The organism is Pantoea sp. ARC270, assembly GCF_003236725.1.
GTDB lineage: Bacteria > Pseudomonadota > Gammaproteobacteria > Enterobacterales > Enterobacteriaceae > Pantoea > Pantoea anthophila.
In genome coordinates this window covers 1-24878 of the sequence record NZ_PUGA01000010.1, presented here as the reverse complement: position 1 = coordinate 24878, position 24878 = coordinate 1, and the positions used below count along the sequence as shown (strand labels likewise).

The 24878-nt window shown below is 57.3% G+C and carries 20 protein-coding genes, 2 tRNA genes and 2 rRNA genes; 9 read left to right on the top strand and 15 right to left on the bottom strand.

Features of this window, described 5'->3' with window-relative positions:
* Positions 1 to 77 precede the first annotated feature (77 nt).
* Complete coding sequence (locus CKF42_RS06625; RefSeq protein WP_111207825.1) at positions 78 to 2462, top strand: phosphoketolase; 2385 nt, start codon at positions 78 to 80, stop codon at positions 2460 to 2462.
* On the opposite strand, the gene CKF42_RS06620 is transcribed toward CKF42_RS06625, so the two are convergent.
* Positions 2459 to 3046 (bottom strand): LysE family translocator, encoded by a 588-nt coding sequence (locus CKF42_RS06620; protein WP_058956905.1) that lies wholly within the window; start codon positions 3044 to 3046, stop codon positions 2459 to 2461. The genes CKF42_RS06625 and CKF42_RS06620 overlap by 4 nt on opposite strands.
* Positions 3047 to 3180: 134 nt before the next feature.
* Here CKF42_RS06620 and CKF42_RS06615 point away from each other — a divergent pair, with 134 nt between their 5' ends.
* Positions 3181 to 4668 (top strand): PLP-dependent aminotransferase family protein, encoded by a 1488-nt coding sequence (locus CKF42_RS06615; protein ID WP_058956904.1) that lies wholly within the window; start codon positions 3181 to 3183, stop codon positions 4666 to 4668.
* Here the strand turns inward: CKF42_RS06615 and CKF42_RS06610 are convergent.
* On the bottom strand, positions 4635 to 5258 hold the full coding sequence (locus CKF42_RS06610; RefSeq protein ID WP_046100809.1) for a glutathione S-transferase family protein: 624 nt from the start codon (positions 5256 to 5258) through the stop codon (positions 4635 to 4637). The genes CKF42_RS06615 and CKF42_RS06610 overlap by 34 nt on opposite strands.
* A gap of 108 nt (positions 5259 to 5366) precedes the next feature.
* On the opposite strand from CKF42_RS06610, the gene CKF42_RS06605 reads away from it, so the two are divergent.
* Entirely contained in the window at positions 5367 to 6215 is an 849-nt protein-coding gene (locus CKF42_RS06605; RefSeq protein ID WP_111207824.1) for a PhzF family phenazine biosynthesis protein, read from the top strand.
* Between the two features lie 37 nt (positions 6216 to 6252).
* On the opposite strand, the gene CKF42_RS06600 is transcribed toward CKF42_RS06605, so the two are convergent.
* Complete coding sequence (locus CKF42_RS06600) at positions 6253 to 7011, bottom strand: SDR family NAD(P)-dependent oxidoreductase (protein WP_111207823.1); 759 nt, start codon at positions 7009 to 7011, stop codon at positions 6253 to 6255.
* A 115-nt stretch (positions 7012 to 7126) separates the two neighbouring features.
* Between CKF42_RS06600 and CKF42_RS06595 the strand changes: the two genes are divergently transcribed.
* The 3 genes from CKF42_RS06595 (at position 7127) to CKF42_RS06585 (ending at position 10695) form a co-directional block, all read left to right on the top strand.
* A complete protein-coding gene (locus CKF42_RS06595; RefSeq protein ID WP_009087975.1) occupies positions 7127 to 8026 on the top strand; it encodes a LysR family transcriptional regulator in 900 nt (299 codons plus the stop codon).
* Positions 8027 to 8071: 45 nt separating this feature from the next.
* Entirely contained in the window at positions 8072 to 9091 is a 1020-nt protein-coding gene (gene yhjD, locus CKF42_RS06590) for an inner membrane protein YhjD (RefSeq protein ID WP_009087977.1), read from the top strand.
* Positions 9092 to 9363: 272 nt separating this feature from the next.
* On the top strand, positions 9364 to 10695 hold the full coding sequence (locus tag CKF42_RS06585; RefSeq protein ID WP_009087978.1) for an MFS transporter: 1332 nt from the start codon (positions 9364 to 9366) through the stop codon (positions 10693 to 10695).
* A gap of 650 nt (positions 10696 to 11345) precedes the next feature.
* Here CKF42_RS06585 and ilvC read toward each other — a convergent pair.
* Positions 11346 to 12821: a ketol-acid reductoisomerase gene (gene ilvC, locus CKF42_RS06575; protein ID WP_046100812.1), complete on the bottom strand. Its 1476-nt coding sequence runs from the start codon at positions 12819 to 12821 to the stop codon at positions 11346 to 11348.
* 161 nt (positions 12822 to 12982) lie between these two features.
* On the opposite strand from ilvC, the gene ilvY reads away from it, so the two are divergent.
* Positions 12983 to 13864, top strand: coding sequence for an HTH-type transcriptional activator IlvY (gene ilvY / locus CKF42_RS06570; protein WP_009087982.1), 882 nt, complete (start codon positions 12983 to 12985; stop codon positions 13862 to 13864).
* Here ilvY and ilvA read toward each other — a convergent pair whose 3' ends face one another.
* From ilvA to ilvL, 6 genes are all read right to left on the bottom strand, one after another.
* Positions 13865 to 15412, bottom strand: coding sequence for a threonine ammonia-lyase, biosynthetic (gene ilvA / locus CKF42_RS06565; RefSeq protein ID WP_111207821.1), 1548 nt, complete (start codon positions 15410 to 15412; stop codon positions 13865 to 13867).
* 2 nt (positions 15413 to 15414) lie between these two features.
* On the bottom strand, positions 15415 to 17265 hold the full coding sequence (gene ilvD / locus CKF42_RS06560; RefSeq protein WP_111207820.1) for a dihydroxy-acid dehydratase: 1851 nt from the start codon (positions 17263 to 17265) through the stop codon (positions 15415 to 15417).
* Positions 17266 to 17327: 62 nt separating this feature from the next.
* Positions 17328 to 18257 (bottom strand): branched-chain amino acid transaminase, encoded by a 930-nt coding sequence (locus CKF42_RS06555; RefSeq protein WP_009087986.1) that lies wholly within the window; start codon positions 18255 to 18257, stop codon positions 17328 to 17330.
* Between the two features lie 18 nt (positions 18258 to 18275).
* Positions 18276 to 18533: an acetolactate synthase 2 small subunit gene (ilvM, locus tag CKF42_RS06550; protein ID WP_008926359.1), complete on the bottom strand. Its 258-nt coding sequence runs from the start codon at positions 18531 to 18533 to the stop codon at positions 18276 to 18278.
* A complete protein-coding gene (gene ilvG, locus CKF42_RS06545) occupies positions 18530 to 20176 on the bottom strand; it encodes an acetolactate synthase 2 catalytic subunit (RefSeq protein WP_111207819.1) in 1647 nt (548 codons plus the stop codon). Before ilvG ends, ilvM begins: the two co-directional genes overlap by 4 nt.
* Positions 20177 to 20326: 150 nt before the next feature.
* Positions 20327 to 20425: an ilv operon leader peptide gene (ilvL, locus tag CKF42_RS06540; RefSeq protein WP_072101316.1), complete on the bottom strand. Its 99-nt coding sequence runs from the start codon at positions 20423 to 20425 to the stop codon at positions 20327 to 20329.
* A gap of 330 nt (positions 20426 to 20755) precedes the next feature.
* Here ilvL and CKF42_RS06535 point away from each other — a divergent pair, with 330 nt between their 5' ends.
* Positions 20756 to 22276 (top strand): YifB family Mg chelatase-like AAA ATPase, encoded by a 1521-nt coding sequence (locus CKF42_RS06535; RefSeq protein WP_111207818.1) that lies wholly within the window; start codon positions 20756 to 20758, stop codon positions 22274 to 22276.
* Between the two features lie 24 nt (positions 22277 to 22300).
* Here CKF42_RS06535 and CKF42_RS06530 read toward each other — a convergent pair whose 3' ends face one another.
* Complete coding sequence (locus CKF42_RS06530) at positions 22301 to 22639, bottom strand: DUF413 domain-containing protein (protein ID WP_009087989.1); 339 nt, start codon at positions 22637 to 22639, stop codon at positions 22301 to 22303.
* Between the two features lie 120 nt (positions 22640 to 22759).
* On the opposite strand from CKF42_RS06530, the gene hdfR reads away from it, so the two are divergent.
* Positions 22760 to 23593 carry an HTH-type transcriptional regulator HdfR gene (hdfR, locus tag CKF42_RS06525; protein ID WP_009087990.1) on the top strand — a complete coding sequence of 278 codons (834 nt, stop codon included), beginning with the start codon at positions 22760 to 22762 and terminating at the stop codon, positions 23591 to 23593.
* Between the two features lie 118 nt (positions 23594 to 23711).
* Here hdfR and CKF42_RS06520 read toward each other — a convergent pair.
* From CKF42_RS06520 to CKF42_RS06505, 4 genes are all read right to left on the bottom strand, one after another.
* Positions 23712 to 23787 (bottom strand) — tRNA-Trp (locus tag CKF42_RS06520).
* An 8-nt stretch (positions 23788 to 23795) separates the two neighbouring features.
* A tRNA-Asp gene (locus tag CKF42_RS06515) sits at positions 23796 to 23872 on the bottom strand.
* A gap of 99 nt (positions 23873 to 23971) precedes the next feature.
* A 5S ribosomal RNA gene (gene rrf, locus CKF42_RS06510) occupies positions 23972 to 24087 on the bottom strand.
* Between the two features lie 99 nt (positions 24088 to 24186).
* Positions 24187 to 24878 (bottom strand): 23S ribosomal RNA (locus CKF42_RS06505); the annotation flags it as partial.

The window sequence follows — 24878 nt, the reverse complement described above, 5'->3', positions numbered from 1 at the left end:
GCCGGTTGCCTGGTCGTCCTGGGGTTTCTCTATTAGGGTTAAGAGATCTTTTAGCTGAACACTCAGGAGGAAAAGGCATGTCTTACTCCCCTGCTTCACCGGAATTCACGCTGCTTGACCGCTACTGGCGGGCGGCGAACTACCTCTCCGTCGGGCAGATCTACCTGATGGATAACCCGCTGTTGCGCGAGCCACTCCGGCCGGAACATATCAAACCGCGCCTGCTGGGCCACTGGGGCACCACGCCAGGGCTGAATTTTATCTATGCCCACCTCAACCGGATTATCCGGCAGCAAAATCTGAACATGATCTACATCTGCGGACCCGGCCACGGCGGCCCCGGCATGGTGGCTAACACCTGGCTGGAGGGCAGCTACAGCGAAATTTATCCGCACATCAGCCAGGATGCGGCGGGCATGCAGCGCCTGTTTAAACAGTTCTCCTTCCCGGGCGGCATTCCCAGCCACGCGGCCCCGGAGACGCCCGGCTCAATTCATGAAGGGGGGGAGCTGGGCTATTCGCTCTCTCATGCATTTGGCGCGGCTTTCGATAATCCCGACCTGGTGGTGCCCTGCGTCATCGGCGACGGCGAAGCGGAAACCGGACCGCTGGCGTCCAGCTGGCACGGCATCAAATTCCTCAATCCGCAACGTGATGGCGCGGTGTTACCTATTCTGCATCTCAACGGCTACAAGATTGCTAACCCGACGCTGCTGGGTCGCAGCAGCGATGAAGATCTGCGTCAGCTGTTCAGCGGTTACGGCTATGAGCCGCTGTTTGTCAGCGGACATGAGCCGGAGAAAATGCATCCGTTAATGGCGGAAGCGCTGGACAATGCTCTGGCAAAAATCACCGCCTTCCAGCGTGAGGCGCGCCAGGGCAACGCCACGACCGATGTGCCGCGCTGGCCGATGATTATCCTGCGCAGCCCCAAAGGCTGGACCGGCCCCAAAACGGTCGACGGCAAAAAAGTAGAGGATTTCTGGCGGGCGCATCAGGTGCCGGTCGCCGCCTGTCGTGAAGATGAAGGTCATCGTCAGATTCTGGAAACGTGGATGCGAAGCTACCAGCCGGATGATCTGTTCGATGAACAGGGTCGCCTGAAGCCGGAGCTGCAGGCGCTGGCGCCGGAGGGCGACAAGCGCATGGGGGCTTCACCTTATGCTAATGGCGGCCTGTTGCGCCGTGAGCTGGAGACGCCCGAGCTCGCCGCGTTTGCCTGCGAGGTCGGCGAACCGGGTTCACAGATGGCGCAGGCTACCGAGCATCTGGGACGCTACCTCAGCGTGCTGTTTCAGCGAAACCGCGACAACTTCCGGCTGTTTGGCCCGGATGAAACCGCCTCAAACCGCCTGACGCCGGTCTTCGACGTGACCAGCCGCACCTGGCTGGAAAGAACAGAGCCCTACGACGAGCAGCTGGCGCGCGATGGCCGCGTCATGGAAATTCTCAGTGAACATCAGTGTCAGGGCTGGCTGGAGGGCTATCTCCTGACCGGCCGTCACGGGCTGTTCAACTGCTATGAAGCCTTTATCCACATCATCGATTCCATGTTTAACCAGCATGCCAAGTGGCTGAAAGTCACGCGTAAGCTGGGCTGGCGTAAACCCATCTCCTCACTCAACTATCTGCTCTCTTCGCACGTCTGGCGCCAGGACCACAATGGCTACAGCCATCAGGACCCCGGCTTTATCGATCACGTTGCCAATAAGAAAGCGGACATCGTACGTATCTATCTGCCGCCCGATGCCAATACGCTGCTCTGGGTAGGCGACCACTGTCTGCGCACCTGGGACCGCATTAATGTCATTGTGGCGGGCAAACAGCCTGCGCCGCAGTGGCTCGACATGGCCAGTGCCATAACCCACTGCGAAGCGGGCATGGGCGAATGGCGCTGGGCGGGCACTACGCCCGATAATGCACAGCCGGATGTGGTGATGGCCTGTGCCGGTGATGTGCCCACCATGGAAACCCTGGCGGCCGTCGATCTGCTGCGCGAGATGCTGCCAGAACTGCGGATCCGGGTGGTAAACGTGGTCGATTTAATGGCGCTGCAGACGCAGGATCAGCACCCGCATGGCAAATCCGACGCGGAATTTGATGCGCTGTTTACGCAGGATAAACCGGTGATTTTTGCCTTCCACGGCTATCCGACGCTGGTGCATCGCCTGACCTATCAGCGCACCAATCATCGCAACTTCCACGTGCGTGGCTTCAATGAAGAGGGCACCACCACCACGCCATTTGATATGACGGTACTCAACGAACTGGACCGCTATCATCTGGCGCAGGAGGCGATTCTGCGCGTGCCCGGGCTGGCGGATGCTCATCCCGCGCTGCTGGAGGATTTGCAGCAGCGTCTGGCCGCGCATCACCAGTATGTCCGCGAACATGGCGAGGATCTGCCGGAGGTGCAGAACTGGAAATGGCCATCCGCCACTGCACCAGGCGCGCCTGACTAAGCGGCCTGCAGCGCGTCGGTCACCATCCAGACGGTGGTCGCCACCAGCGACAGCGCCATCAGGCTGTTAAACAGCTGGCGCTTCCAGGCAATCTGCAGATGGCTGCGCAGGCGGTCGCCCAGCGCAGCCCAGATCAGGATGCAGGGCAGATTGAGCAGCATGAAGCAGATCATCACCGTGACGACGCCGCTGCTGGCGCTGTAGAGCAGTGCCACGTTGCTGGCCATCAGCCAGGCTTTGGGGTTAATCGCCTGGAAACAGGCGCCACCCAGCAGCGTCATCGGCTGCGGCCGGGTTCGCGTTTCGGGGGCGGCAGCACGAAATATCTTCCAGGAGAGCCACAACAGATAGGTGCAGCCTGCCAGCGTCAGCGGCAGGCGAATCGCCGACATCCAGTGCAGCAGCACCTCCAGCGCCATTCCGGCAATCACCGTTTGCACCGCACAGCCCAGTAAAATGCCGAACATCATCGGCAGGGTGCGCCGCATGCCAAAATTGACCCCGGAGGTCGCCAGCAACAGATTGTTCGGGCCTGGCGTAATCGACATGACGGTGACGTAACTGAAGAAAGAGGGATCAAGCATGGTGGCGCTCCTGAAAGTGGACAGAGCTCTATGCTACGGCGCGGAAAAGAATGGTAACAGTGACACAAAATCACTATTGTGATGGTTACAGTTTACGTTTGCAACAATTGTACCCATCCAATCCGGAGGCTACTGTGTCCCTTGCTCCCTCTTCCGATCAGCGTCTTTATCAGCAGCTGGCGGACAGCTTCGCTGAGGCCATCCACCAGGGCACGCTGAAACCGGGCAAACGCCTGCCAGCGATCCGGCGTGTCGCTCAGTCCCATCAGGTCAGTGTGAATACGGTGCTGAATGCCTGGCAGCTGCTGGAAGATCGCGGTCTGATTGAGGCTCGGCCGCAGTCGGGCTACTACGTGCGCGGCGTGCTGCCCGCCGTGACCCGTCACGGTGAGCATAAGACCCGGGTACGCGACCCCGGCAGCGGTAAACTCGACCTGATTGATAAGGTGTTTGCCGCACAGAACCATCCCGACTACGTCAATATCTCGCTGGCCTGCCCGCAGGACAGTGAACTTTTCCCTGCGACCCGCATCGCCCGGATCACGGCTTCACTGCTGCGCCGTCATCCCAATCTAATCGGGCGCTATGCGCTTCCGCCCGGTAGTGAGCGCTTACGGGAGGAGATTGCGCGCCGGGCGCTGCACGCCGGACAGCGGCTGACCGCCGATGAGATCACCCTGACCCACGGCTGCATGGAAGCCCTGCAGCTGGCATTACGTGCGGTCACGCAGCCCGGCGACTGTGTCGGGCTGGAGTCGCCGACCTACTTCTTCCTGTTTCCACTACTGGCGTCGCTGGGCCTTAAAGCGCTGGAAATCCCCACCGATCCGCAGCATGGCCTGTCGCTGGATGCGCTGGAGATGCTGCTGCAGGAGCAGCGCATCAAGGCACTGATTGCCATGCCCGGTGTGCAGAACCCGCTGGGCTGCGGCATGTCGCTGGCAAACAAGAAGCGGCTGGCAAAGTTAGTGAATACTTACCATATTCCGCTGATCGAAGATGGACTGTATGACGAGTTGCAGTTCGACTGGCCCCTCTCGCCCGCTGTGAAAGCGTTTGATCGCGATGGCTGGGTGATCTACTGCACCAGCTTCACCAAAACCGTGGCACCCGACTTCCGGATTGGCTGGACCGCTGCCGGCCGTTTTCACGACGCGATTGCCCGGCTCAAAGCGGTTTCGTCGATGGCTGAATCGGCCCTGCTGTCAGAAACACTGGCGGAGTTTCTTGCGTCCGGCGGTTACGATCACCACCTGCGCACCCTGCGCCGTCGCTACGCAGCCAATCTGGATGAGGCGCGGGGACTGATCGCCCGCTACTTCCCGCAGGGCACCCGCGCCACGCTGCCGCGCGGAGGATTCGTCTTCTGGGTCGAGTTACCCGGCAACGTGAAGACCACGGAGATGTTTGACCGGCTGCTGCAGGAGCAGATCTGCGTCACGCCTGGCGCGCTCTATTCCCTGAGCGAGCGTTACAACCATGCGCTGCGTCTCTCCTGCTGTTATCCGTTTGATGCGCGCTATAGCCGGGCGATTCAGCGCGCCGGAGAGATTGCCTGTGAACTGTCAGGACTCCCGGCTGGCGAGGCTCAGGGCGTCCCGTTGCGGCCCCAGACGGTGTAACCACGCCGTTCGGTCAGGCGCTCGTAATAGGTGCGAACCGCCGGATAATCGGGATGCTCAAGCGGCGTCTCAAACCAGCGGTTTACCGCCAGACCAATCGGAATGTCGGCCAGGGTGAAATTGCGTCCGGCAACGTAGCGACCGGTTTTTTCCAGCTGCTGATTAAGGATGCTCATGGTGTGCGCCCAGCCTTTGCAGGCCGCTGCCAGCAGGCGCGGATCCTGATGAGCCGGAGAGTTTCTTACCAGCGACATGAAAGCGTAGCGCCAGGAGGTATTCAGTTCTGTGGCCTGCCAGTCCATCCACTGATCGACCGGTGCACGCGCCTGCGGATTAGGCGAATAAAGCCACTCGCCGCCATAGGCATTCGCCAGATAGCGCAGGATGGCGTTAGATTCCCAGATGACTAAGTCATCATCTTTCAGCACCGGCACCATCGCATTCGGATTGAGTGCCATGAACTCCGGCAGATGCGTGGAGCGGAAACCGTCGCCCCACTCTTCGCGCTGGTAATCCAGATCCAGCTCGTCACACAGCCATAATACTTTGCGCACGTTGATTGAGGAGGCGCGTCCCAGGATCGTTAGCATGCAGAGTCTCCGGTAGAATCTTTAACTTATTGATAACGCTGTTAGCTGTTATAAGCAATCATCTGGCAGAGAAAAGGCCACCCAGAACACCCTCAGCAAGGAGTCACCATGCAGGTCGCGTTTAAGCAAGTCGATGTGTTTACTTCATCAGCCTTTAACGGCAATCCGCTGGCGGTCATTATGGATGCGCAGGGGTTAAGCGACAGCCAGCTGGCCGCCATTGCCCGCTGGACTAATTTGTCGGAGACCACCTTTGTGCTGCCGCCTGAGCATGCGGAAGCCGACTATCGGGTGCGCATTTTTACCGTTAAAGGCGAGCTGCCGTTTGCCGGTCATCCCACGCTGGGTACGGCGCACGCCCTGCTGGAGGCCGGCTGGCCAACCCGCACACCCGGCGAGATTGTGCAGGAGTGCGGCGTCGGTAACGTCACGGTGAAGATTAATGAGACGGGTGAACTGGCGTTTGCCGCCCCGGCTGCCACGCTGACACCCTGGCAGGATGCGCTGATGGCGAAGGCGTTAAACAGCGAGGCTTTCGATCTGACGCAAAGCCCGACGGTGGTTGATATGGGTATCCGCTGGCTGCTGGTGCCGATGACCAGCGCCCACGCGGTGCTGGCGCTGCAGCCCAGCGTCAGCGAACTCGATCGTCTGCTTAAACAGGCGGACGTATCGGGGATAATGGTGTTTGGCCGCCTGCCGCAGGGAGAAGAGGAGCAGTATGAAGTACGCGCCCTGCTGGTCGAGAATGGCAGCCTGACCGAAGATCCGGTGACGGGCAGTGCCAACGCCTGCCTGGCGCGTTACTTTGCCATGGCGGGACAGACCACAGGCTATCGTGTGCGTCAGGGCACGGCGCTGCAGCGTGCCGGTCGGGTAAACGTGACCTTCGATAGTGGCACGATCTGGATTGGCGGCCATACCGTCACCGTCATCGACGGCACAATCGCGCTGTAAGGCTGGCGGCATCGGCGGGCCACGATGCCGCCGGGGGTTAAATGCCCTGCCCGCCTGAGGCTTCGATGCGCTGCGCGGTGATCCAGCCGGTTTCATCACTGAGAATCGCGCTGATGGCATCGCCGATATCGTCCGGTAATCCCACCCGGCCCAGCGCCGTCAGTGCAGCAATCTGATCGTTAATCTCCCGGGTGTCACGCACCCGGCCTCCGCCGAAGTCCGTTTCTATCGCCCCGGGTGCCAGAATATTGACCCGAATCCGTCTCGCCCCCAGCTCCTTCGCCTGATAGCGGGTCAGCACCTCCATCGCCCCTTTCATTGATGCGTAGGTCGCAGAGCCCGGATAGACCAGCCGGGTCAGACCGCTGGAGATGTTCAGGATGCGGCCTCCGTCGTTGATCAGCGGCAGCAGCTTCTGGGTCAGAAAATAGGGACCTTTGAAATGGACATTCACCAGGGCGTCAAATTCCGCCTCCGTGGTATCGGTAAACGGCTTATAGTGACCGTGCCCGGCGTTGTTCACTAAATAGTCAAAGCGATCCCGTTGCCACTGCTGCTGCAGGGCCTCTTTCACCTGCCCGACAAAGCGATCGAACTGACCGGTTTCGCCGACATCCAGCGCCAGCGCCACTGCACGCCGTCCCATCGCCTCAATCTCTTTGACAACCGCCTGCGCCTCATCGGCATGAGTGCGGTAGGTCAGGATGATATCGGTGCCTCTGGCAGCCAGTTTTAACGCGCCGTTACGGCCTAAACCGCGATTTGCACCGGTAATTAACGCAACTTTCTGATTCATCTCTCACACCTGTTGAAAAGTTGAACACGTGTTAAGGATATTCGCGAATTATTGATCTATAAACAGTGTAAAAAGCGCATCACTGTTTCAATAAAAACAACAATCGGTGAACAACATGGACAAAATTCACGCAATGCAGGTATTTGTGCGGGTGGCCGAAATGGGCAGTTTTACCCGCGCGGCAGAGAGTTTAGGCGTGCCTAAAGGCAGCGTATCGCGGCAGATACAGGCGCTGGAGAATCAAATGGCAACCCGTTTGCTGCATCGCACCACGCGCCGGGTGCAACTGACTCAGGATGGACTGGTCTATTACGATCGCTGTCTGGACCTGCTGTCGATGATCGACGATATGGACAGTCTGTTCCAGCACGATCCCGCCACGCTCAGCGGCAAGCTGCGGGTCGATATGTCCGTCGCGATGGCGACCGGTTTTATCCTTCCCCGCCTGCCGGAATTTTTGCAGCACTACCCTGGCGTAGAGATTGAACTGAGCAGCAGTGACCGTCAGGTGGATGTGATCCGGGAAGGCTTTGACTGTGTTATCCGGGTCGGCGAGCTGAAGGATTCGGGACTGATCGCGCGAAAAATTGGCACCCACACCTTGATCAACTGCGCCAGCCCTGGCTACCTTTCGCGTTTCGGGATGCCGGTCCGGCTGGAGGAGCTGTCGCAGCATGCGATGGTCCACTACAGCCAGCAGCTGGGCCAGGCCGCACCGGGTTTTGAATATTTTGATGGCAGGCAGTGCCACTATGTTCACACCGGCGGCGCGGTGACCGTGAACAGCACCGAAACCTACCGCGCCGCCTGTCTGGCTGGATTAGGCATTATTCAGGTGCCGGCGGCCGGCATTCAGCCCCTGCTGGAAAACGGCGAGCTGGTCGAGGTGCTGCATCGCTTCCCTGCCAGGCCCATGCCGATCCACCTGCTCTATCCGCACCGGCGCAATGTGGCGCGTCGCGTGCGGGTTTTTATGGAGTGGCTGAGTCAGGTGCTGCAGGAGTACGTCACCTGAGCGACTATACTCTGATTTTAATGACAAACAGGACAGTGAAGGTCTATGACAGACAAGCAGGAACATTCGCAGGATACACAGCCAGAGAAACCGCTTATCGACATTAAAACCGGCAATCAGACCGTGGACCAGTCGATTGTCCGCGTGTCGCGTTTTGCCGCCTGGTTTCAGGCCATTCCGGCGGTGGCGCATTTTATCCGTGCCCTTGAGCGCTTTAACGACCGGCTCGGCAGCCAGTTTGGTGCGGCCATTACCTATTTCTCATTTTTATCGCTGATCCCGATTCTGATGGTGTCGTTTGCCGCCGTGGGTTTTGTACTCGCCTCCAATCCGGATCTGCTGACCGATATCATCAATAAAATCGTCAGCAGCATCAGCGACCCGACGCTGGCGACCACGCTGAAGAATACGGTGAATACCGCCATTCAGCAGCGCGCCACGGTGGGGATCTCCGGTTTACTGCTGGCGCTCTATTCCGGTCTGAACTGGATGGGGAATCTGCGGGAAGCCATTCGTGCCCAGTCGCGCGACGTCTGGGAACGCAATCCTGATGACCAGGAGAAGATCTGGAAACGCTACATCCGCGATTTCCTGTCGCTGACCGGCCTGATGCTGGCCCTGATCATTACGCTTTCGCTGACCTCAGTGGCGGGGTCTGCCCAGGCGACCATCGTGAGCGCCCTGGGGCTGGATGGCATCGACTGGCTGCGGCCTGCGATGACCATTATCGCCACCTCGATTTCTGTGCTGGCTAACTACCTGCTGTTTCTCTGGATTTTCTGGATCCTGCCACGACATAAGCCACGCAAGAAGGCGCTGTTCCGCGGGACGCTGCTGGCGGCCATCGGTTTTGAGGTGATCAAGTTTGTCATGACGCTGACCCTGCCAAAGCTGGCAACCTCCCCTTCAGGCGCGGCCTTTGGTTCCGTGCTCGGCCTGATGGCGTTCTTCTACTTCTTCGCCCGTCTGACGCTGTTCTGTGCGGCATGGATCGCCACAGCTAAATATAAAGACGATCCGCAGATGCCTGAAGCGGGCAGCGCAGCACGACGCAAAACGTCCTGATCTGTTAACAACAGCGGAAAACACCTCCCCTCGGCTATTTTTTACTCAGATAACAGGATGAATAGCTGAGGGGTCACTTTTATTTAGCCCTTTCACAGAGTATCCCGCCAGATATCGTCCGGTTTACCCCGGTATCACCCGGCATTCGCCGCACCACAGAAATTATCCTCTTTTTGCCCGCTGAAGCCAGGCGCGGCGCGGGTTTTCGCCATTGAATGCGGTCAGTCAGGTGCGTAAGATTCTTTGTCTGTATTTACAAATAAGAAACAGTTATGCAAGCCTCCCTCTCAGACACACTCGACAAACAGCAGGACCCCGCACCGGTTAACTCACGCAGTAAAGTGGTGATAGCCTCACTGGTCGGCACGGCCATCGAATTCTTCGACTTTTATATTTATGCCACGGCTGCGGTGATTGTTTTTCCCCATATTTTCTTCCCGCAGGGTGATGCCACCGTCGCCACGCTACAGTCGCTCGCCACTTTCGCTATCGCCTTTATTGCGCGTCCGATTGGCTCTGCCCTGTTTGGTCACTTTGGCGACCGCGTAGGACGTAAGGCCACCCTGGTTGCCTCGCTGCTGACCATGGGGATCTCCACCGTGGTGATTGGCCTGCTGCCGGGCTATGAAACCATTGGTGTGATGGCGCCGCTGCTGCTGGCGCTGGCGCGTTTTGGTCAGGGGCTGGGCCTGGGCGGCGAATGGGGTGGCGCAGCGCTGCTGGCAACGGAAAACGCTCCGGCGAAGAAGCGTGCGCTCTATGGCTCCTTCCCGCAGCTGGGCGCGCCGATCGGCTTTTTCTTTGCTAACGGCACCTTTCTGCTGCTCTCGTGGCTGCTGACTGACGAGCAGTTTATGCAGTGGGGCTGGCGCGTTCCCTTCATTCTCTCTGCCGTACTGGTGCTGATTGGCCTCTATGTGCGCGTTTCGCTGCATGAAAGTCCGGTGTTTGCCAAAGTGCAGAAAGAGCAGAAGCAGGTTCGGGTACCGATTGCGGCGCTGCTGAGCAGGCACCTGACTGCCACCATTCTCGGCACCTTTATCATGCTGGCGACCTATACGCTGTTCTATATCATGACGGTTTATTCAATGAGTTACGGCACCACGCCAGCGCCAGCGGGTCTGGGCATTCCGCGTAACAGTATGCTGTGGATGCTGATGCTGGCAGTCATTGGCTTTGGCGTGATGGTGCCGATTGCGGGCGTGCTGGCGGATCGCTTTGGTCGTCGCAAGACCATGATTACCATCACGCTGATGATTATCGCGTTTTCGTTCCTGTTCCCGGCGATGCTCGGTTCGGGTTCGCAGGCGCTGGTGATGGCGTTCCTGCTGCTGGGTCTGAGCATTATGGGGCTGACGTTTGGCCCGATGGGCGCACTGCTGCCGGAGCTGTTTCCGACCGAAGTGCGTTATACCGGTGCCTCGTTCTCCTACAATCTCTCCTCGATTCTGGGTGCCTCAGTTGCGCCTTACATCGCGACCTGGCTGAATGCCAGTTATGGCTTACAGGCGGTAGGGTTCTATCTGGCGTCGATGGCGGTGCTGACACTGATTGCGTTGCTCGCCTGTAAAGAGACGCGTCACCAGACGCTGTATGACGTGTAGTCCGGTAGGATGAAAGTCAGTAAAACCCGGCAGATGCCGGGTTTTTTTATGGGTTGGGTTTAGTCAATAAAGGGCGGTTCAGGGAGCATACATTTACTCCGCAGGGTTCAAAGTGTCGCCTTGAGGTTAGCCGACAGGCTCAGGGAGTATACGCCTTTCGCAAAGACGCAAAAGACGCTATCCCTGGCGGGCTCAGCGCGGGCCATCCCTGGCCCGCTATGCTTTGGCTACAGGCGTATGCTCCCATCGCTTTAAATTGATTGGCTGTCTGTTTGAAGATCCTGCATCGTGCTAATGGGCAGGGTTATTCTGGCAGCAATGCAGAAGCTTAAGGGCACAGGGAACACGGGCAGAAGAGGAAAGCGTCCCGCCGCCCGGATAAAAACGCCGGGAGCGTTTTTGAACAACGCAACGCGTTGGCCCGTTTACGGGCGCACCTCAGGGATGAGGTGCGTAATCGCGCGGGCCGAGCGGCCAGGGATTGGCTTAAGCGCCTTTCCGATCTGACCGTGTTGCCTGTGCAGGCTCGGTCTCACAGCGAAGCAGGCAGTGCAGGCGCCATTCCACCAGCGAACTTCTCAGGCAGTGTTCCCAAACAAAAAACCCCGGCAAGCCGGGGTTTGTTTTGCTGAAAACGGGGGTGCCGCTTATCAGCCTGCGACAGCGATACGCTTCATGTCGGTCATGTAGCCACGCAGTTTGCGGCCCACGATTTCAATCGGATGCTGGCGAACCGCTTCGTTGACGTCACGCAGCTGCGCGTTGTCTACCTGCGTTCCCTCAATGGCTTTACCCAGGTCGCCTGGCTGCAGCGTGGTCATGAACTCTTTCAGCAGCGGTACAGCCGCGAAGGAGAACAGGTAGTTACCATATTCGGCGGTATCCGAGATAACCACGTTCATTTCGTACAAACGCTTACGGGCAATGGTGTTAGCAATCAGCGGCAGCTCGTGCAGGGATTCATAGTAAGCAGACTCTTCGATGATGCCCGCATCAACCATGGTTTCAAACGCCAGCTCCACGCCCGCTTTGACCATGGCGACCATAACGACACCTTTGTCGTAGTACTCCTGCTCGTCGATCTTACCTTCAAACTGCGGCGCATTTTCGAACGCAGTTTTACCGGTCTCTTCACGCCAGGTGAGCAGGTTTTTGTCGTCGTTCGCCCAGTCGGCCATCATACCGGAAGAGAATTCGCCTGAGATGATGTCATCCATGTGCTTCTGGAACAGCGGAGCCATGATGGTTTTCAGCTGCTCAGACAGCGCGTATGCACGGATTTTTGCCGGATTAGAGAGGCGATCCATCATCAGGGTGATGCCGCCGAACTTCAGCGATTCGGTGATGGTTTCCCAGCCGAACTGAATCAGTTTTTCGGTGTACGCCGCGTCATGACCTTCCGCCACCAGCTTGTCGAAGCAGAGCAGTGAACCCGCCTGCAGCATGCCACACAGAATAGTCTGCTCACCCATCAGGTCAGATTTGACTTCTGCCACGAAAGAGGATTCCAGCACGCCAGCACGATCGCCACCGGTTGCGGCTGCCCAGGCTTTAGCAATCGCCATGCCTTCGCCTTTTGGATCATTTTCCGGGTGAACAGCGATCAGGGTCGGAACACCGAAGCCACGCTTATACTCTTCACGCACTTCTGTACCCGGACACTTCGGTGCCACCATGACGACAGTGATATCTTTGCGAATGCTCTCGCCCACTTCAACGATGTTGAAGCCGTGTGAGTAGCCCAGCGCAGCGCCATCTTTCATCAGCGGCTGAACAGCCTGAACCACCGCAGAGTGCTGTTTGTCTGGCGTCAGGTTTACCACCAGGTCCGCCTGCGGGATCAGCTCTTCGTAGGTTCCCACTTTGAAACCATTATCGGTCGCTTTGCGCCATGAAGGGCGTTTCTCAGCAATCGCTTCAGCACGCAGTGCATAGGCGACATCCAGACCGGAATCACGCATGTTCAGACCCTGGTTCAGGCCCTGTGCGCCACAGCCAACGATAACGACTTTTTTGCCCTTCAGGAAACTCGCACCATCTGCGAACTCATCGCGCGCCATGAAACGACATTTGCCTAATTGCGCCAGCTGATTGCGCAGATTCAGTGTGTTGAAATAGTTAGCCATGGGTACTCCGGTAAGTTGTGTTTGCTTTTTTTGTTCAGGAACGGCGTGTCATGCAGCGCCGCGAATGACCCCATCATATGACAGGAATTCTGTTGCTTAAATTGATATATTAACAACGTCACATTGCAATAAATGCAACACCACCCAGAGGCGACGCGCACATGGATTTACGGGATCTGAAACTGTTTCTTCATCTGGCAGAAAGCTGCCACTTCGGGCGCAGCGCGCGTGCTATGCACGTCAGCCCTTCCACGCTGTCACGCCAGATCCAGCGGCTTGAAGAGGATGTCGGCCATGCGCTGTTTCTGCGTGATAACCGTACCGTCACGCTGACGGAGGCGGGTGAACGCCTGCGTCAGTTTGCCCAGCAGACGCTGCTGCAGTATCAGCAACTGCGTCATGTCATGGATCTCAATGGTCCGTCACTCAGCGGCGAGCTGCGGCTGTTCTGCTCGGTAACGGCGGCCTACAGCCATCTGCCGCCTATCCTCGACCGCTTTCGCGCCGAACATCCGCAGGTGGAAATTAAACTGAATACCGGCGATGCCGCGGATGCGCTGGAAAAAGTTCACTCCGGTGATGCCGATCTGGCGATTGCCGGACGCCCTGAAACGCTGCCAGCCAGCATTGATTTTATGCCACTGGGGCTGATCCCGCTGGTCCTGATTGCGCCCGCCTTACCCTGTGCCGTTCGTACGCAGGCTACACAGCCACAGCCAGACTGGGCACAGATTCCGTTTATTCTGCCGGACCAGGGTCCGGCACGGCGGCGTATCGATCTCTGGTTCCGCCGCCATCGCATTCCTAACCCGCTGATTTACGCCACGGTGTCGGGGCATGAAGCGATTGTCTCGATGGTGGCGCTGGGATGCGGCATCGCGTTGCTGCCGCATGTGGTGCTGGAAAACAGCCCGGAACCGGTGCGTAACCGCGTGATGATGCTGGAAAATGTTGAATCGGTCGCGCCGTTTGAACTCGGCATCTGCGTACAAAAAAAGCGGCTCGGTGAGCCGCTGATCAGTGCCTTCTGGAGCCAGCTGTAATCAGCTGCCTGACAGGAAGAAGCGGAACGCCGGGTTCTGGCTTTCATCATGAAAGTCATAGCCCAGATCGGTGAGATGCTCTTCGAAACGCGGCTCATCGCTGCCCAGTTCAAAGGCCGCCAGCACGCGGCCATAATCAGTGCCGTGGCTGCGGTAGTGAAACAGCGAGATATTCCAGTGCGTGCCAAGCGTCTGCAGAAACTTCAGCAACGCGCCGGGTGCCTCCGGAAATTCAAAGCTGAAAAGCCGTTCACGCAGCGGTTTGGAAGGTCGTCCGCCCACCATGTAACGCACGTGCAGCTTTGCCATCTCATCATCAGAGAGATCGACCACCTGATAGCCGCCGTGGGTCAGTTCGCTGATAATCTCGCTGCGCTCCTCGACGCCACGGGTCAGCCTGACACCAACAAAGATGCAGGCTTTATCCGCGTCAGCGTAGCGGTAATTGAACTCCGTGATGGCACGCCCGCCCAGCGTCTGGCAGAAGCGTAAAAAGCTCCCCTGCTGTTCCGGGATGGTCACAGCCAGCAGCGCCTCACGCTGTTCGCCCAGCTCGCAGCGCTCAGAGACATATCGCAGGCCGTGAAAATTGACGTTGGCCCCGGATAAGACATGCGCCAGCCGTTCGCCTTTGATCTCATGCTGCTGGATATACTTCTTCATGCCCGCCAGCGCCAGCGCCCCGGAAGGCTCCGCCACGGCACGGACATCTTCGAACAGATCCTTCATTGCTGCGCAGATGGCATCGCTGTCGACGGTGATGATGTCGTCAAGATACGCTTTGCACAGGCGAAAGGTTTCGCTGCCGATACGCTTCACCGCCACGCCTTCGGCAAACAGCCCGACGCGGGGCAGATCGACCGGATGACCCGCCTCCAGCGCCGCCTTCAGACAGGCTGAATCTTCTGACTCCACCGCAATCACTTTGATTTGCGGCATCAGCTGTTTAATCAGCACCGCCACACCGGCTGCCAGACCGCCCCCGCCAACCGGGACAAAGACCCGATCCAGATGCGCATCCTGCTGCAGCAGCTCCATCGCCAGCGTGCCCTGTCCGGCAATCACTGCCGGATGGTCAAACGGTGGCACGAAGGTGTAGCCGCGCTGTTCCGACAGTTCGATCGCTTTAGCTTTCGCCTCATCAAAGTTGGCACCAAACAGGTAAGCCTCACCGCCAAACGCGCGCACCGCATCTACCTTGATATCGGCTGTCGCCAGCGGCATCACGATCAGTGACTTAATGCCCAGCTTGCTGGCGGAGAGCGCCACGCCCTGTGCATGGTTACCGGCGGAGGCCGTTACCACGCCGCGCGCTTTCTGCTCTTCGTTCAGGCCGGCAATCATCGCGTAAGCACCGCGCAGCTTGAAACTGTGCACCGGCTGGCGATCTTCCCGCTTCACCAGAATGGTGTTGCCAAGACGCGATGATATTTTTTCCATCTTCTGCAGCGGCGTTACCTGTGCGACTTCGTACACCGGTGAACGCAACACTGCGCGCAAATACTCGGCGCCGCAGGGTGCGTCGGGTAGCGGTTGAGACTCGGCCATGGTCAGCCTCCCAGCTTGCTCTTATCGCGGACAGCACCTTTATCAGCACTGGTCGCAAGTGAGGCGTAAGCACGCAGCGCGAACGAGACTTCACGCTGACGATTGATCGGCGTATAGGCCGCATCGCCACGTGCCTGCTGTTCTTCACGGCGGGCGTGCAGTTCATCATCCGGCACGGCAAGTCTGATGCCGCGGTTCGGGATGTCGATCTCAATGGTGTCGCCATCTTTCACCAGCGCAATGGTGCCGCCGTTTGCCGCTTCAGGTGAGGCGTGACCGATAGAGAGACCGGAGGTGCCGCCAGAGAAACGACCGTCGGTGATCAGGGCGCAGCTTTTGCCCAGTCCCATCGATTTCAGATAGGTGGTCGGATAGAGCATCTCCTGCATGCCCGGCCCGCCTTTTGGCCCTTCGTAGCGGATCACGACCACGTCGCCAGCCACCACTTTGCCGCCCAGGATCGCTTCAACAGCATCATCCTGACTTTCGTAGACTTTAGCCGGGCCGGTGAAGGTCAGGATCTCTTTGTCTACGCCTGCGGTTTTAACGATACAGCCATCTTCTGCGATGTTGCCGTAGAGTACGGCCAGACCACCATCCTGCGAATAGGCGTTTTCGCGGGTACGGATACAGCCTTCAGCACGGTCATCATCCAGCGTGTCCCAGCGGCAGCTCTGCGAGAATGCCTGGGTGGTGCGGATGCCCGCCGGACCGGCACGGAACATCTCTTTTACCGCCTGATCGCTTGTGAGCATGATGTCGTACTGATCCAGCGTTTCACGCATCGTCTGCTGCAGGATATTTCGGGCGCTGCTGTCGAACAGACCTGCGCGATCCAGCTCGCCGAGAATCGCGTAAACACCACCCGCGCGATGCACATCTTCCATGTGATATTTCGGGGTACTTGGCGCGACTTTACAGAGCTGAGGGACTTTGCGTGACAGGCGATCGATGTCAGAGATATTGAAGTCGATATCGCCTTCCTGCGCGGCTGCCAGCAGGTGCAGTACGGTATTAGTGGAACCGCCCATGGCGATATCCAGCGTCATGGCGTTTTCGAAAGCGGCCTTGTTGGCGATGCTCCGCGGCAGCACGTTGACGTCATCCTGTTCATAGTAACGTTTGGTCAGGCTGACGATGCGCTTACCGGCGTTGATGAACAGCTCTTTACGATCGGCGTGAGTGGCCAGCAGGGAGCCGTTGCCTGGCTGCGACAGGCCGAGTGCTTCGGTCAGGCAGTTCATTGAGTTCGCGGTAAACATGCCGGAGCAGGAGCCGCAGGTCGGACAGGCAGAGCGTTCGATCTGCTCACTGTCGGCGTCGCTGACGTTCGGGTTGGCACCCTGAATCATCGCATCCACCAGATCCAGCTTGATGATCTGGTCAGAAAGCTTGGTTTTACCGGCTTCCATCGGTCCGCCTGAAACGAAGATCACCGGGATATTGAGGCGCAGTGACGCCATCAGCATCCCCGGCGTGATTTTGTCGCAATTGGAGATACAGACCATGGCGTCGGCGCAGTGTGCGTTCACCATGTACTCGACCGAGTCAGCAATCAGTTCACGCGAAGGCAGTGAATACAGCATGCCGCCATGACCCATGGCAATACCGTCATCCACCGCGATCGTGTTGAACTCTTTAGCCACACCGCCTGATGCTTCGATCTGTTCGGCGACCAGTTTACCAAGGTCACGCAGGTGAACGTGGCCCGGGACAAATTGGGTGAATGAGTTAACCACAGCGATAATCGGCTTACCGAAATCGTCATCGGTCATTCCTGTCGCGCGCCATAAGGCACGGGCACCCGCCATATTACGGCCGTGGGTGGTGGTGGCGGAACGGTACTTAGGCATGCTCTATTTACTCCAGTAAGAAAAAGCTCGCGGACGTCAGATGACGTCCGCGCTGTATCTGATTATGGATTAACCGGATCTAACCAGCCCCATTTGTCTTCGGTTTCGCCGGTGAACAGACCAAAGAAGGCCTGCTGGATGCGTTTGGTCACCGGGCCACATTTGCCTTCGCCCACCTGAATACGGTCAACGCTGCGCACCGGGGTAATTTCTGCAGCGGTACCAGACATAAACACTTCATCAGCCAGATAGAGGGATTCACGCGACAGGGTCTGCTCGCGCACTTCAATGCCCATATCACGCGCCAGGGTGATGATGGCATCACGGGTGATGCCCGGCAGAGCTGAAGAGGTGAATGGCGGGGTAAAGAGCACGCCATCTTTAACTTCAAACAGGTTTTCGCCCGCACCTTCTGAGATCAGGCCATTGGTATCCAGCGCGATACCTTCCTGATAGCCGTGACGACGGGCTTCGCTGCCCACCAGCAGTGAGGAGAGATAGTTACCGCCCGCTTTTGCGGCAGTTGGCAGGGTATTCGGCGCCACACGGCTCCAGGAGGAGACCATCGCATCAATGCCGTTTTCCAGAGCTTCCGCACCCAGGTACGCGCCCCACGGGAAGGCTGCAATGATCACGTCGGTGGTAAAGCCATCTGGCGGGTTCACGCCCAGGCCCACATCGCCCACGAAGGCCAGCGGACGGATATAAGCACTTTTCAGTTTGTTCACGCGGATGACTTCGCGGCACGCTTCCATCAGCTCATCAACGCTGCTTTTAATCGGGAAACGGTAGATTTTGGCGGAGTCGTGCAGACGTTGCATGTGTTCACGGTGGCGGAACACAACCGGTCCTTTGTGAGAGTCGTAGCAGCGGACGCCTTCAAACACCGACGTGCCATAGTGCAACGCGTGGGACATGACGCTGACCTTCGCCTCTTCCCACTTAACCATCTCGCCATTGAACCAAATAAAGTCTGCTTTCTTCGTGCTCATTGTTATTCCCTCTCGCGGCTAGGCGCGGATTTGTTGTGTTGTCTGTTGTTGAATCTGAACGCATGCAACGTCAATCAATTTACTTAACTGCGAAGACAGTAAATCGACGGAGCGCTGGCTGGCAACGGTCATTTCAATATTAATGTTTTCCGCGTTGGCGACTGAAGCCATATTCATAGAACAGACCTGAAAACCGCGGTGGCGCACGACGCGTAAAATGCGCTCCAATATTTCAGGGCGGAAGCGGGCTTCGATAGACAATTGATGCTGGTTCATACGGTTTTCTCCATCATGTTTGCATTGCTGGCACCCGGCGGTACCAGTGGCCAGACGTTTTCATGCTCATCAATTGCAACATGCAGGAAGTAAGGACCTTCGCTGTTCAGCAGAGCATCAAGTGCGGCGTCGACCTGATCTTTACGGGTAATGCGCTGGCCGGGAATATTGAAAGCGCTGGCCAGCGTGAGGAAGTCGGGATTGTCAGAGAGATTGGTTTCGCTGTAGCGACCGTCGAAGAAGAGCTGCTGCCACTGACGCACCATGCCCAGACGCTGGTTATCCAGCAGCACGATTTTGACCGGCAGCTTTCCGCGCTTAATGGTGCCCAGCTCCTGAATATTCATCATGATTGAGCCGTCGCCCGAGACGCAGATTACCGTATCTTCCGGACGGGCGACCTGTGCACCGATGGCGGCAGGCAAACCAAAGCCCATCGTGCCTAAGCCGCTGGAGGTGATGAAGTTCTCCGGCGCGCTGAAGGCCATATGCTGGGCCGTCCACATCTGGTGCTGTCCGACATCGGTGGTGACCACCGCGCTGTCCGGTTTGCGCTCGGAGAGCTGCTTCAGCAGCAGCGGTGCATAGATTGCCTCGCCTGGATGATCGTAGCGCCAGGCGTGACTGGCCTTGAGTGCCTTCACCTCGTCGCGCCAGGCGTCGATGTGCAAAGGCTGACTCAGCGCGGGCAGCAGCGCGTTGAGATCGCCCTGCAGTGAGACGTGCGCGCGACGTAACTTATTTAACTCTGCGGGGTCGATGTCGAGATGAATCACGCTGGCGTGCGGCGCAAAGGTATCCAGCTTGCCGGTCACCCGATCGTCAAAACGGGCACCGACCGCAATCAGCAGGTCACACGCCTGAACAGCATAGTTAGCGGCTTTGGTGCCATGCATCCCCAGCATGCCCAGATAAACCTCGCTCTGCGCATCGACGCTGCCCAGACCTTTCAGGGTCGCAACGGCAGGGATGCCGGTTTCTTCTGCGAATGCACGCAGTGCCGGAACCGCCTGCGCCATGCCCACGCCTCCGCCAACATAGAGCATCGGTTTTCTGGCCTGGGTCATTATTGCCCGCGCCTCGCGGATGGCATGATGCGGCAGCGACTCTTCCTCCTCAACCGAAACCAGATGCGGCGCGGGTTCACCCTGCGCAATCTGAATATCTTTGGGAATATCAACCAGTACCGGCCCCGGACGCCCTGCCTGCGCCATGGCAAAAGCCTCAGCCATGATAGCGGGCAGCTCATCCAGTGACTCAACCAGGAAGCTATGTTTGGTGCAGGCCAGGGACAGTCCCAGCACGTCGATCTCCTGGAAAGCGTCAGTACCGATAAACGCAGACGAGACCTGACCGGTTACCGCAACGATCGGCACGGAGTCCATCATGGCATCAGCCAGACCGGTGATCAGGTTGGTAGCGCCGGGGCCGGAGGTGGCAATACAGACACCGGTTTTGCCGGTGGAGCGCGCATAGCCAATCGCGGCCATAACCGCCCCCTGCTCATGACGGCACAGTAGGTGTTCCACGCCGCCATCGTATAGCGCGTCGTATACCGGCATGATGGCGCCGCCAGGGTAACCAAATACGGTATCAACACCCTGCGCGCGTAAAGCCTGAACTACCCACTGAGCACCTGTCATCGCTATTCTCCTGTGTCCTGACGGGAACAACAGAATTTTATGCTACTGTTCATTGTTTGTTCCTTGCAGATTTACTGATATTTCCCCGGGTCGAAAAAAAACCCCCGGACCTTTCGGTGCGGGGGTTTTTTCGGATTCGAGGCTTGATTTTTAAGCCTTTCTTTCTCCAAGCGTTGCCCCGCACGGTAGGTTAATAACCACCACCACGCTAATCACGACCAGGCTAATCACTTGTAGAAGGGCTTTCATGTGTTGTTCAATTCTTTTACGTGTTCGAAGTAATGCCTACAGAGTTATCATAGTCAGGGGCCATAACACAACTTTTTTTGCAGGTTTTTTTTAGCGCGGGAGATTAAATCCCGTCCTATCGATTTGTAATACAAGTAATAATTACAAGATGATAAATATTCATCACTTTACTGACGTAATGATGTTCTGCTGAATTTACGTGCAGTTTCGCAGCACGATGAGAGTCAGTGAAAGTGACTTCAATTTCTTGTGCAGTGCGTCGGAATCGTCAGAAGGCGTACTCGCTTTCCTTTTCGGTGCTGATCAGACTGATGGCAACAAGGAGTGAGTATGTCATTGTCTAAAGTTCTGACCCGCGCAGCATTAGGCGTGGAAGCGCCGCTGGTGACCATTGAGGCTCACATCAGTAATGGCCTGCCTGCACTGACGCTGGTGGGTCTGCCTGAAACCACGGTCAAAGAGGCGCGTGAGCGGGTTCGCAGCGCCATTATCAACAGCGGTTTTACCTTCCCGGCCAGACGGGTCACCATCAATCTGGCTCCAGCGGATTTACCCAAAGAGGGCGGGCGCTATGACCTGCCCATGGCAATTGCCATTCTGGTCGCCTCAGAGCAGCTTCCTGCGGATAAGCTGATGCACTTTGAGTTTCTGGGTGAACTGGCGCTGGATGGCGCGCTATGCGCCGTTCAGGGGGCAATTCCTGCGGCCATGATGGCCCTTCAGGCTGGGCGACAGCTGATTCTCTCTGCGGAAAATCAGCGTGACGCCGGGCTGATTCGTGAGGGCGCGTCACTGGTCGCCGCTCACCTCAGTGAGGTCTGCGCTTTTCTCCGTAATGCGCTGACATTATCACCGGCTCCCTACCCTGAGCATCAGCATGCCACGCCTGGGGACGATCTCGCGGATATCATCGGTCAGCAGCAGGGGCGCAGAGCACTGGAGATCACCGCGGCGGGCGGGCATAACCTGTTACTGATTGGGCCGCCTGGCACCGGCAAAACGATGCTCGCAACCCGTCTGCCTGGCATCATGCCCGCCTTAAGCGACCAGGAAGCGCTGGAGTGTGCGGCGATAGCCAGCCTGATAAACAGCACTGCCCTGCACCGACAGTGGCGCAGCCGGCCTTTCAGGTCGCCTCATCACAGCGCGTCTCTCTATGCTCTGGTTGGCGGAGGGTCATTGCCGCGGCCCGGAGAGATCTCCCTGGCGCATAATGGCGTGCTGTTTCTGGATGAATTACCGGAATTTGACCGCAGGGTTCTGGATTCACTGCGTGAGCCACTGGAGTCAGGCCTCATCGCCATTTCGCGAGCCCGGGCAAAGGTCACGTTCCCGGCACGGTTTCAGCTGATTGCTGCCATGAATCCCGGGCCAACCGGGCATTATCAGGGACAGCACAATCGCTGCTCGCCTCAGCAGATCCTGCGTTATCTCAGTAAGTTATCAGGCCCGTTTCTGGATCGCTTTGATCTTTCGCTGGAGGTGCCGCTGTTGCCCGGTGGCATGCTCAGCGGTCAGCGACCGGCCGCTGAAAGTTCTGAGCAGGTTCGTCAGCGGGTCGTTGCGGCGCGAGCGATCCAGCTCGCCCGCGCAGGTAAAATTAACGCGCATCTGAATAATACGGAAATCCTGCGCTGGTGCCAGCCTGAAAAAGAGGATGCCGAATGGCTGGAGTCTGTGCTGGAAAAACTGGGGTTATCTGTGCGAGCCTGGCAGCGAATTTTAAAAGTGGCGCGCACCGTGGCCGATCTGGCCGGAGAGAAAGAGATTACCCGCCTCCATCTGCAGGAGGCGGTCAGCTATCGCGCGATTGATCGATTAATGATCCATTTGCATAACAGCCTGCAATAAAAAAGGGGCTCTCGCCCCTTTCTGTTAATCGTCGCTGTCGCTGTAGTCTTCAACGGTGTCCATCTGCGGCTTACCGCCAGACAGCGTGTGAAAACGCTTAGGACGCTTGATGCGGGTCATATACTTTGACCATACACGCTCAGCTTCCGTCTGCGGCTCACGCACGCCACGACACACTTCGATAAACAAACGTTCTTCTTCTGTTGCCGGCTCACGCTTCGATAAATCCAGCTCATTAAAGGCGAAACCGTGGCGTTCCAGAAGCTGGGCTTCTTTAATAGTAAAGTCACCGTGGCGTGAGAAACCACGCGGGTAATGTTTGTTATCAAAGAAACGATTCTCTGTTAAGAAGCTTTCCGCCATGTTACACGCTCCTGATTCTCTAATGCCGTGCTGTTAATGGCGCGGAGTATTAGATAGGCTTGACAGAGTGTAAAACAAAACATTTAAATCTATACGACAAACAATTTTTGGGAGCGCGTTGTGGATACGGAATTACTGAAAACTTTCCTTGAAGTGAGCAGAACACGTCATTTCGGGCGTGCTGCTGAAGCCCTTTACCTTACGCAATCTGCTGTCAGTTTTCGCATCCGTCAGCTGGAGAATCAGCTCGGCGTTAACCTTTTTACCCGGCATCGCAACAACATACGTCTGACTGCCGCCGGGGAGCGACTGCTTCCTTATGCGGAAAGCCTGATGAGCACCTGGATAATGGCGAAGAAGGAGGTTTCTCATACTGAGCAGCATCATGAGCTCTCGATAGGTGCCAGCGCATCGCTCTGGGAGGCCTATCTGACACCCTGGCTTCAGACGCTGTATGAGAATCGTGAGAGCCTGCATTTAGAAGCACGCGTGGCGCAGCGGCATCTGCTGGTTAAGCAGCTTCATGAGCGTCAGCTGGATCTGTTAATTACCACTGAAGCGCCTAAGATGGATGAATTAACCAGCCAGCAGATTGGCCATATTTCGCTGGCACTGTTCTGTGCCCGCCAGAGCGAAAAGCGCGAAAAGTATGACTACATCAAGCTGGAGTGGGGAGCCGATTTCCATCAGCATCAGAGCTACCTCTCTGGCGCTGATGATGTGCCGGTGCTGACCACGACATCGGCACATGTCACCCGTGAACTGCTCTGCACTACGGGTGCATGCGCGTTTCTGCCAGACTTCTGGCAAAGCGTATACAGTGAACTGATGGTGATGCCGGATGCACCGGTCGCCGTTCGTCCGCTGTATGCGGTCTGGTTGCAGAACAGCGATCAGCAGGCGCATATCCGTCAGCTGCTTAAATTCCCGATTCTGGTCAGGCAAAACAGCTGAATTAGCAGGCAGGCGTGCAGAAAGAAGAGATCAGAGACCAGTTAGATTTAGCTGGTTTTTCTTTTTTGCTTTTTTATAAGCAAAAAAAAATCCTTTGCCGAAGCAAAGGATCGTTTTCTGGCAGGGGCGGAGGGACTCGAACCCCCAACACCCGGTTTTGGAGACCGGTGCTCTACCAATTGAACTACGCCCCTAAATAGGGTGGCGGAACGGACGGGGCTCGAACCCGCGACCCCCTGCGTGACAGGCAGGTATTCTAACCAACTGAACTACCGCTCCACCGATTCTGTACTGAGGTCCGCTTGCGCTGACTTCAGGTATTTCGCCCGCTCCGCGTCACCGGAGTGGTCACGACCAGCATACTGGTCTTAAATTGATGCCTGGCAGTTCCCTACTCTCGCATGGGGAGGCCCCACACTACCATCGGCGCTACGGCGTTTCACTTCTGAGTTCGGCATGGGGTCAGGTGGGACCACCGCGCTAAAGCCGCCAGGCAAATCTTGGTGCACGAAACGAAAAACTCTTCGCTTCTGCTTATTCTTTATCCGTCACAAACTGAAAATCATGTCTCTCAAAAACGCCTCTGGCGTTGTAAGGTTAAGCCTCACGGGTCATTAGTACCGGTTAGCTCAACGCATCGCTGCGCTTACACACCCGGCCTATCAACGTCGTCGTCTTCAACGTCCCTTCAGGACCCTCAAGGGGTCAGGGAGAACTCATCTCGGGGCAAGTTTCGTGCTTAGATGCTTTCAGCACTTATCTTTTCCGCACTTAGCTACCGGGCAGTGCCATTGGCATGACAACCCGAACACCAGTGGTGCGTTCACTCCGGTCCTCTCGTACTAGGAGCAACCCCCCTCAATTCTCCAGCGCCCACGGCAGATAGGGACCGAACTGTCTCACGACGTTCTAAACCCAGCTCGCGTACCACTTTAAACGGCGAACAGCCGTACCCTTGGGACCTACTTCAGCCCCAGGATGTGATGAGCCGACATCGAGGTGCCAAACACCGCCGTCGATATGAACTCTTGGGCGGTATCAGCCTGTTATCCCCGGAGTACCTTTTATCCGTTGAGCGATGGCCCTTCCATTCAGAACCACCGGATCACTATGACCTGCTTTCGCACCTGCTCGAGCCGTCACTCTCGCAGTCAAGCCAGCTTATGCCATTGCACTAACCTCACGATGTCCGACCGTGATTAGCTGACCTTCGTGCTCCTCCGTTACTCTTTGGGAGGAGACCGCCCCAGTCAAACTACCCACCAGACACTGTCCGCACCCCGGA

What these genes read in the sequence shown, in the direction of transcription:
- CKF42_RS06625 (WP_111207825.1), top strand. Translation starts at nt 78, where the DNA reads ATGTCTTACTCCCCTGCTTCACCGGAATTCACGCTGCTTGACCGCTAC.
- CKF42_RS06620 (WP_058956905.1), bottom strand. Translation starts at nt 3,046, where the DNA reads ATGCTTGATCCCTCTTTCTTCAGTTACGTCACCGTCATGTCGATTACG.
- CKF42_RS06610 (WP_046100809.1), bottom strand. Translation starts at nt 5,258, where the DNA reads ATGCTAACGATCCTGGGACGCGCCTCCTCAATCAACGTGCGCAAAGTA.
- CKF42_RS06605 (WP_111207824.1), top strand. Translation starts at nt 5,367, where the DNA reads ATGCAGGTCGCGTTTAAGCAAGTCGATGTGTTTACTTCATCAGCCTTT.
- CKF42_RS06600 (WP_111207823.1), bottom strand. Translation starts at nt 7,011, where the DNA reads ATGAATCAGAAAGTTGCGTTAATTACCGGTGCAAATCGCGGTTTAGGC.
- CKF42_RS06595 (WP_009087975.1), top strand. Translation starts at nt 7,127, where the DNA reads ATGGACAAAATTCACGCAATGCAGGTATTTGTGCGGGTGGCCGAAATG.
- yhjD (WP_009087977.1), top strand. Translation starts at nt 8,072, where the DNA reads ATGACAGACAAGCAGGAACATTCGCAGGATACACAGCCAGAGAAACCG.
- CKF42_RS06585 (WP_009087978.1), top strand. Translation starts at nt 9,364, where the DNA reads ATGCAAGCCTCCCTCTCAGACACACTCGACAAACAGCAGGACCCCGCA.
- ilvC (WP_046100812.1), bottom strand. Translation starts at nt 12,821, where the DNA reads ATGGCTAACTATTTCAACACACTGAATCTGCGCAATCAGCTGGCGCAA.
- ilvY (WP_009087982.1), top strand. Translation starts at nt 12,983, where the DNA reads ATGGATTTACGGGATCTGAAACTGTTTCTTCATCTGGCAGAAAGCTGC.
- ilvA (WP_111207821.1), bottom strand. Translation starts at nt 15,412, where the DNA reads ATGGCCGAGTCTCAACCGCTACCCGACGCACCCTGCGGCGCCGAGTAT.
- ilvD (WP_111207820.1), bottom strand. Translation starts at nt 17,265, where the DNA reads ATGCCTAAGTACCGTTCCGCCACCACCACCCACGGCCGTAATATGGCG.
- CKF42_RS06555 (WP_009087986.1), bottom strand. Translation starts at nt 18,257, where the DNA reads ATGAGCACGAAGAAAGCAGACTTTATTTGGTTCAATGGCGAGATGGTT.
- ilvM (WP_008926359.1), bottom strand. Translation starts at nt 18,533, where the DNA reads ATGAACCAGCATCAATTGTCTATCGAAGCCCGCTTCCGCCCTGAAATA.
- ilvG (WP_111207819.1), bottom strand. Translation starts at nt 20,176, where the DNA reads ATGACAGGTGCTCAGTGGGTAGTTCAGGCTTTACGCGCGCAGGGTGTT.
- ilvL (WP_072101316.1), bottom strand. Translation starts at nt 20,425, where the DNA reads ATGAAAGCCCTTCTACAAGTGATTAGCCTGGTCGTGATTAGCGTGGTG.
- CKF42_RS06535 (WP_111207818.1), top strand. Translation starts at nt 20,756, where the DNA reads ATGTCATTGTCTAAAGTTCTGACCCGCGCAGCATTAGGCGTGGAAGCG.
- CKF42_RS06530 (WP_009087989.1), bottom strand. Translation starts at nt 22,639, where the DNA reads ATGGCGGAAAGCTTCTTAACAGAGAATCGTTTCTTTGATAACAAACAT.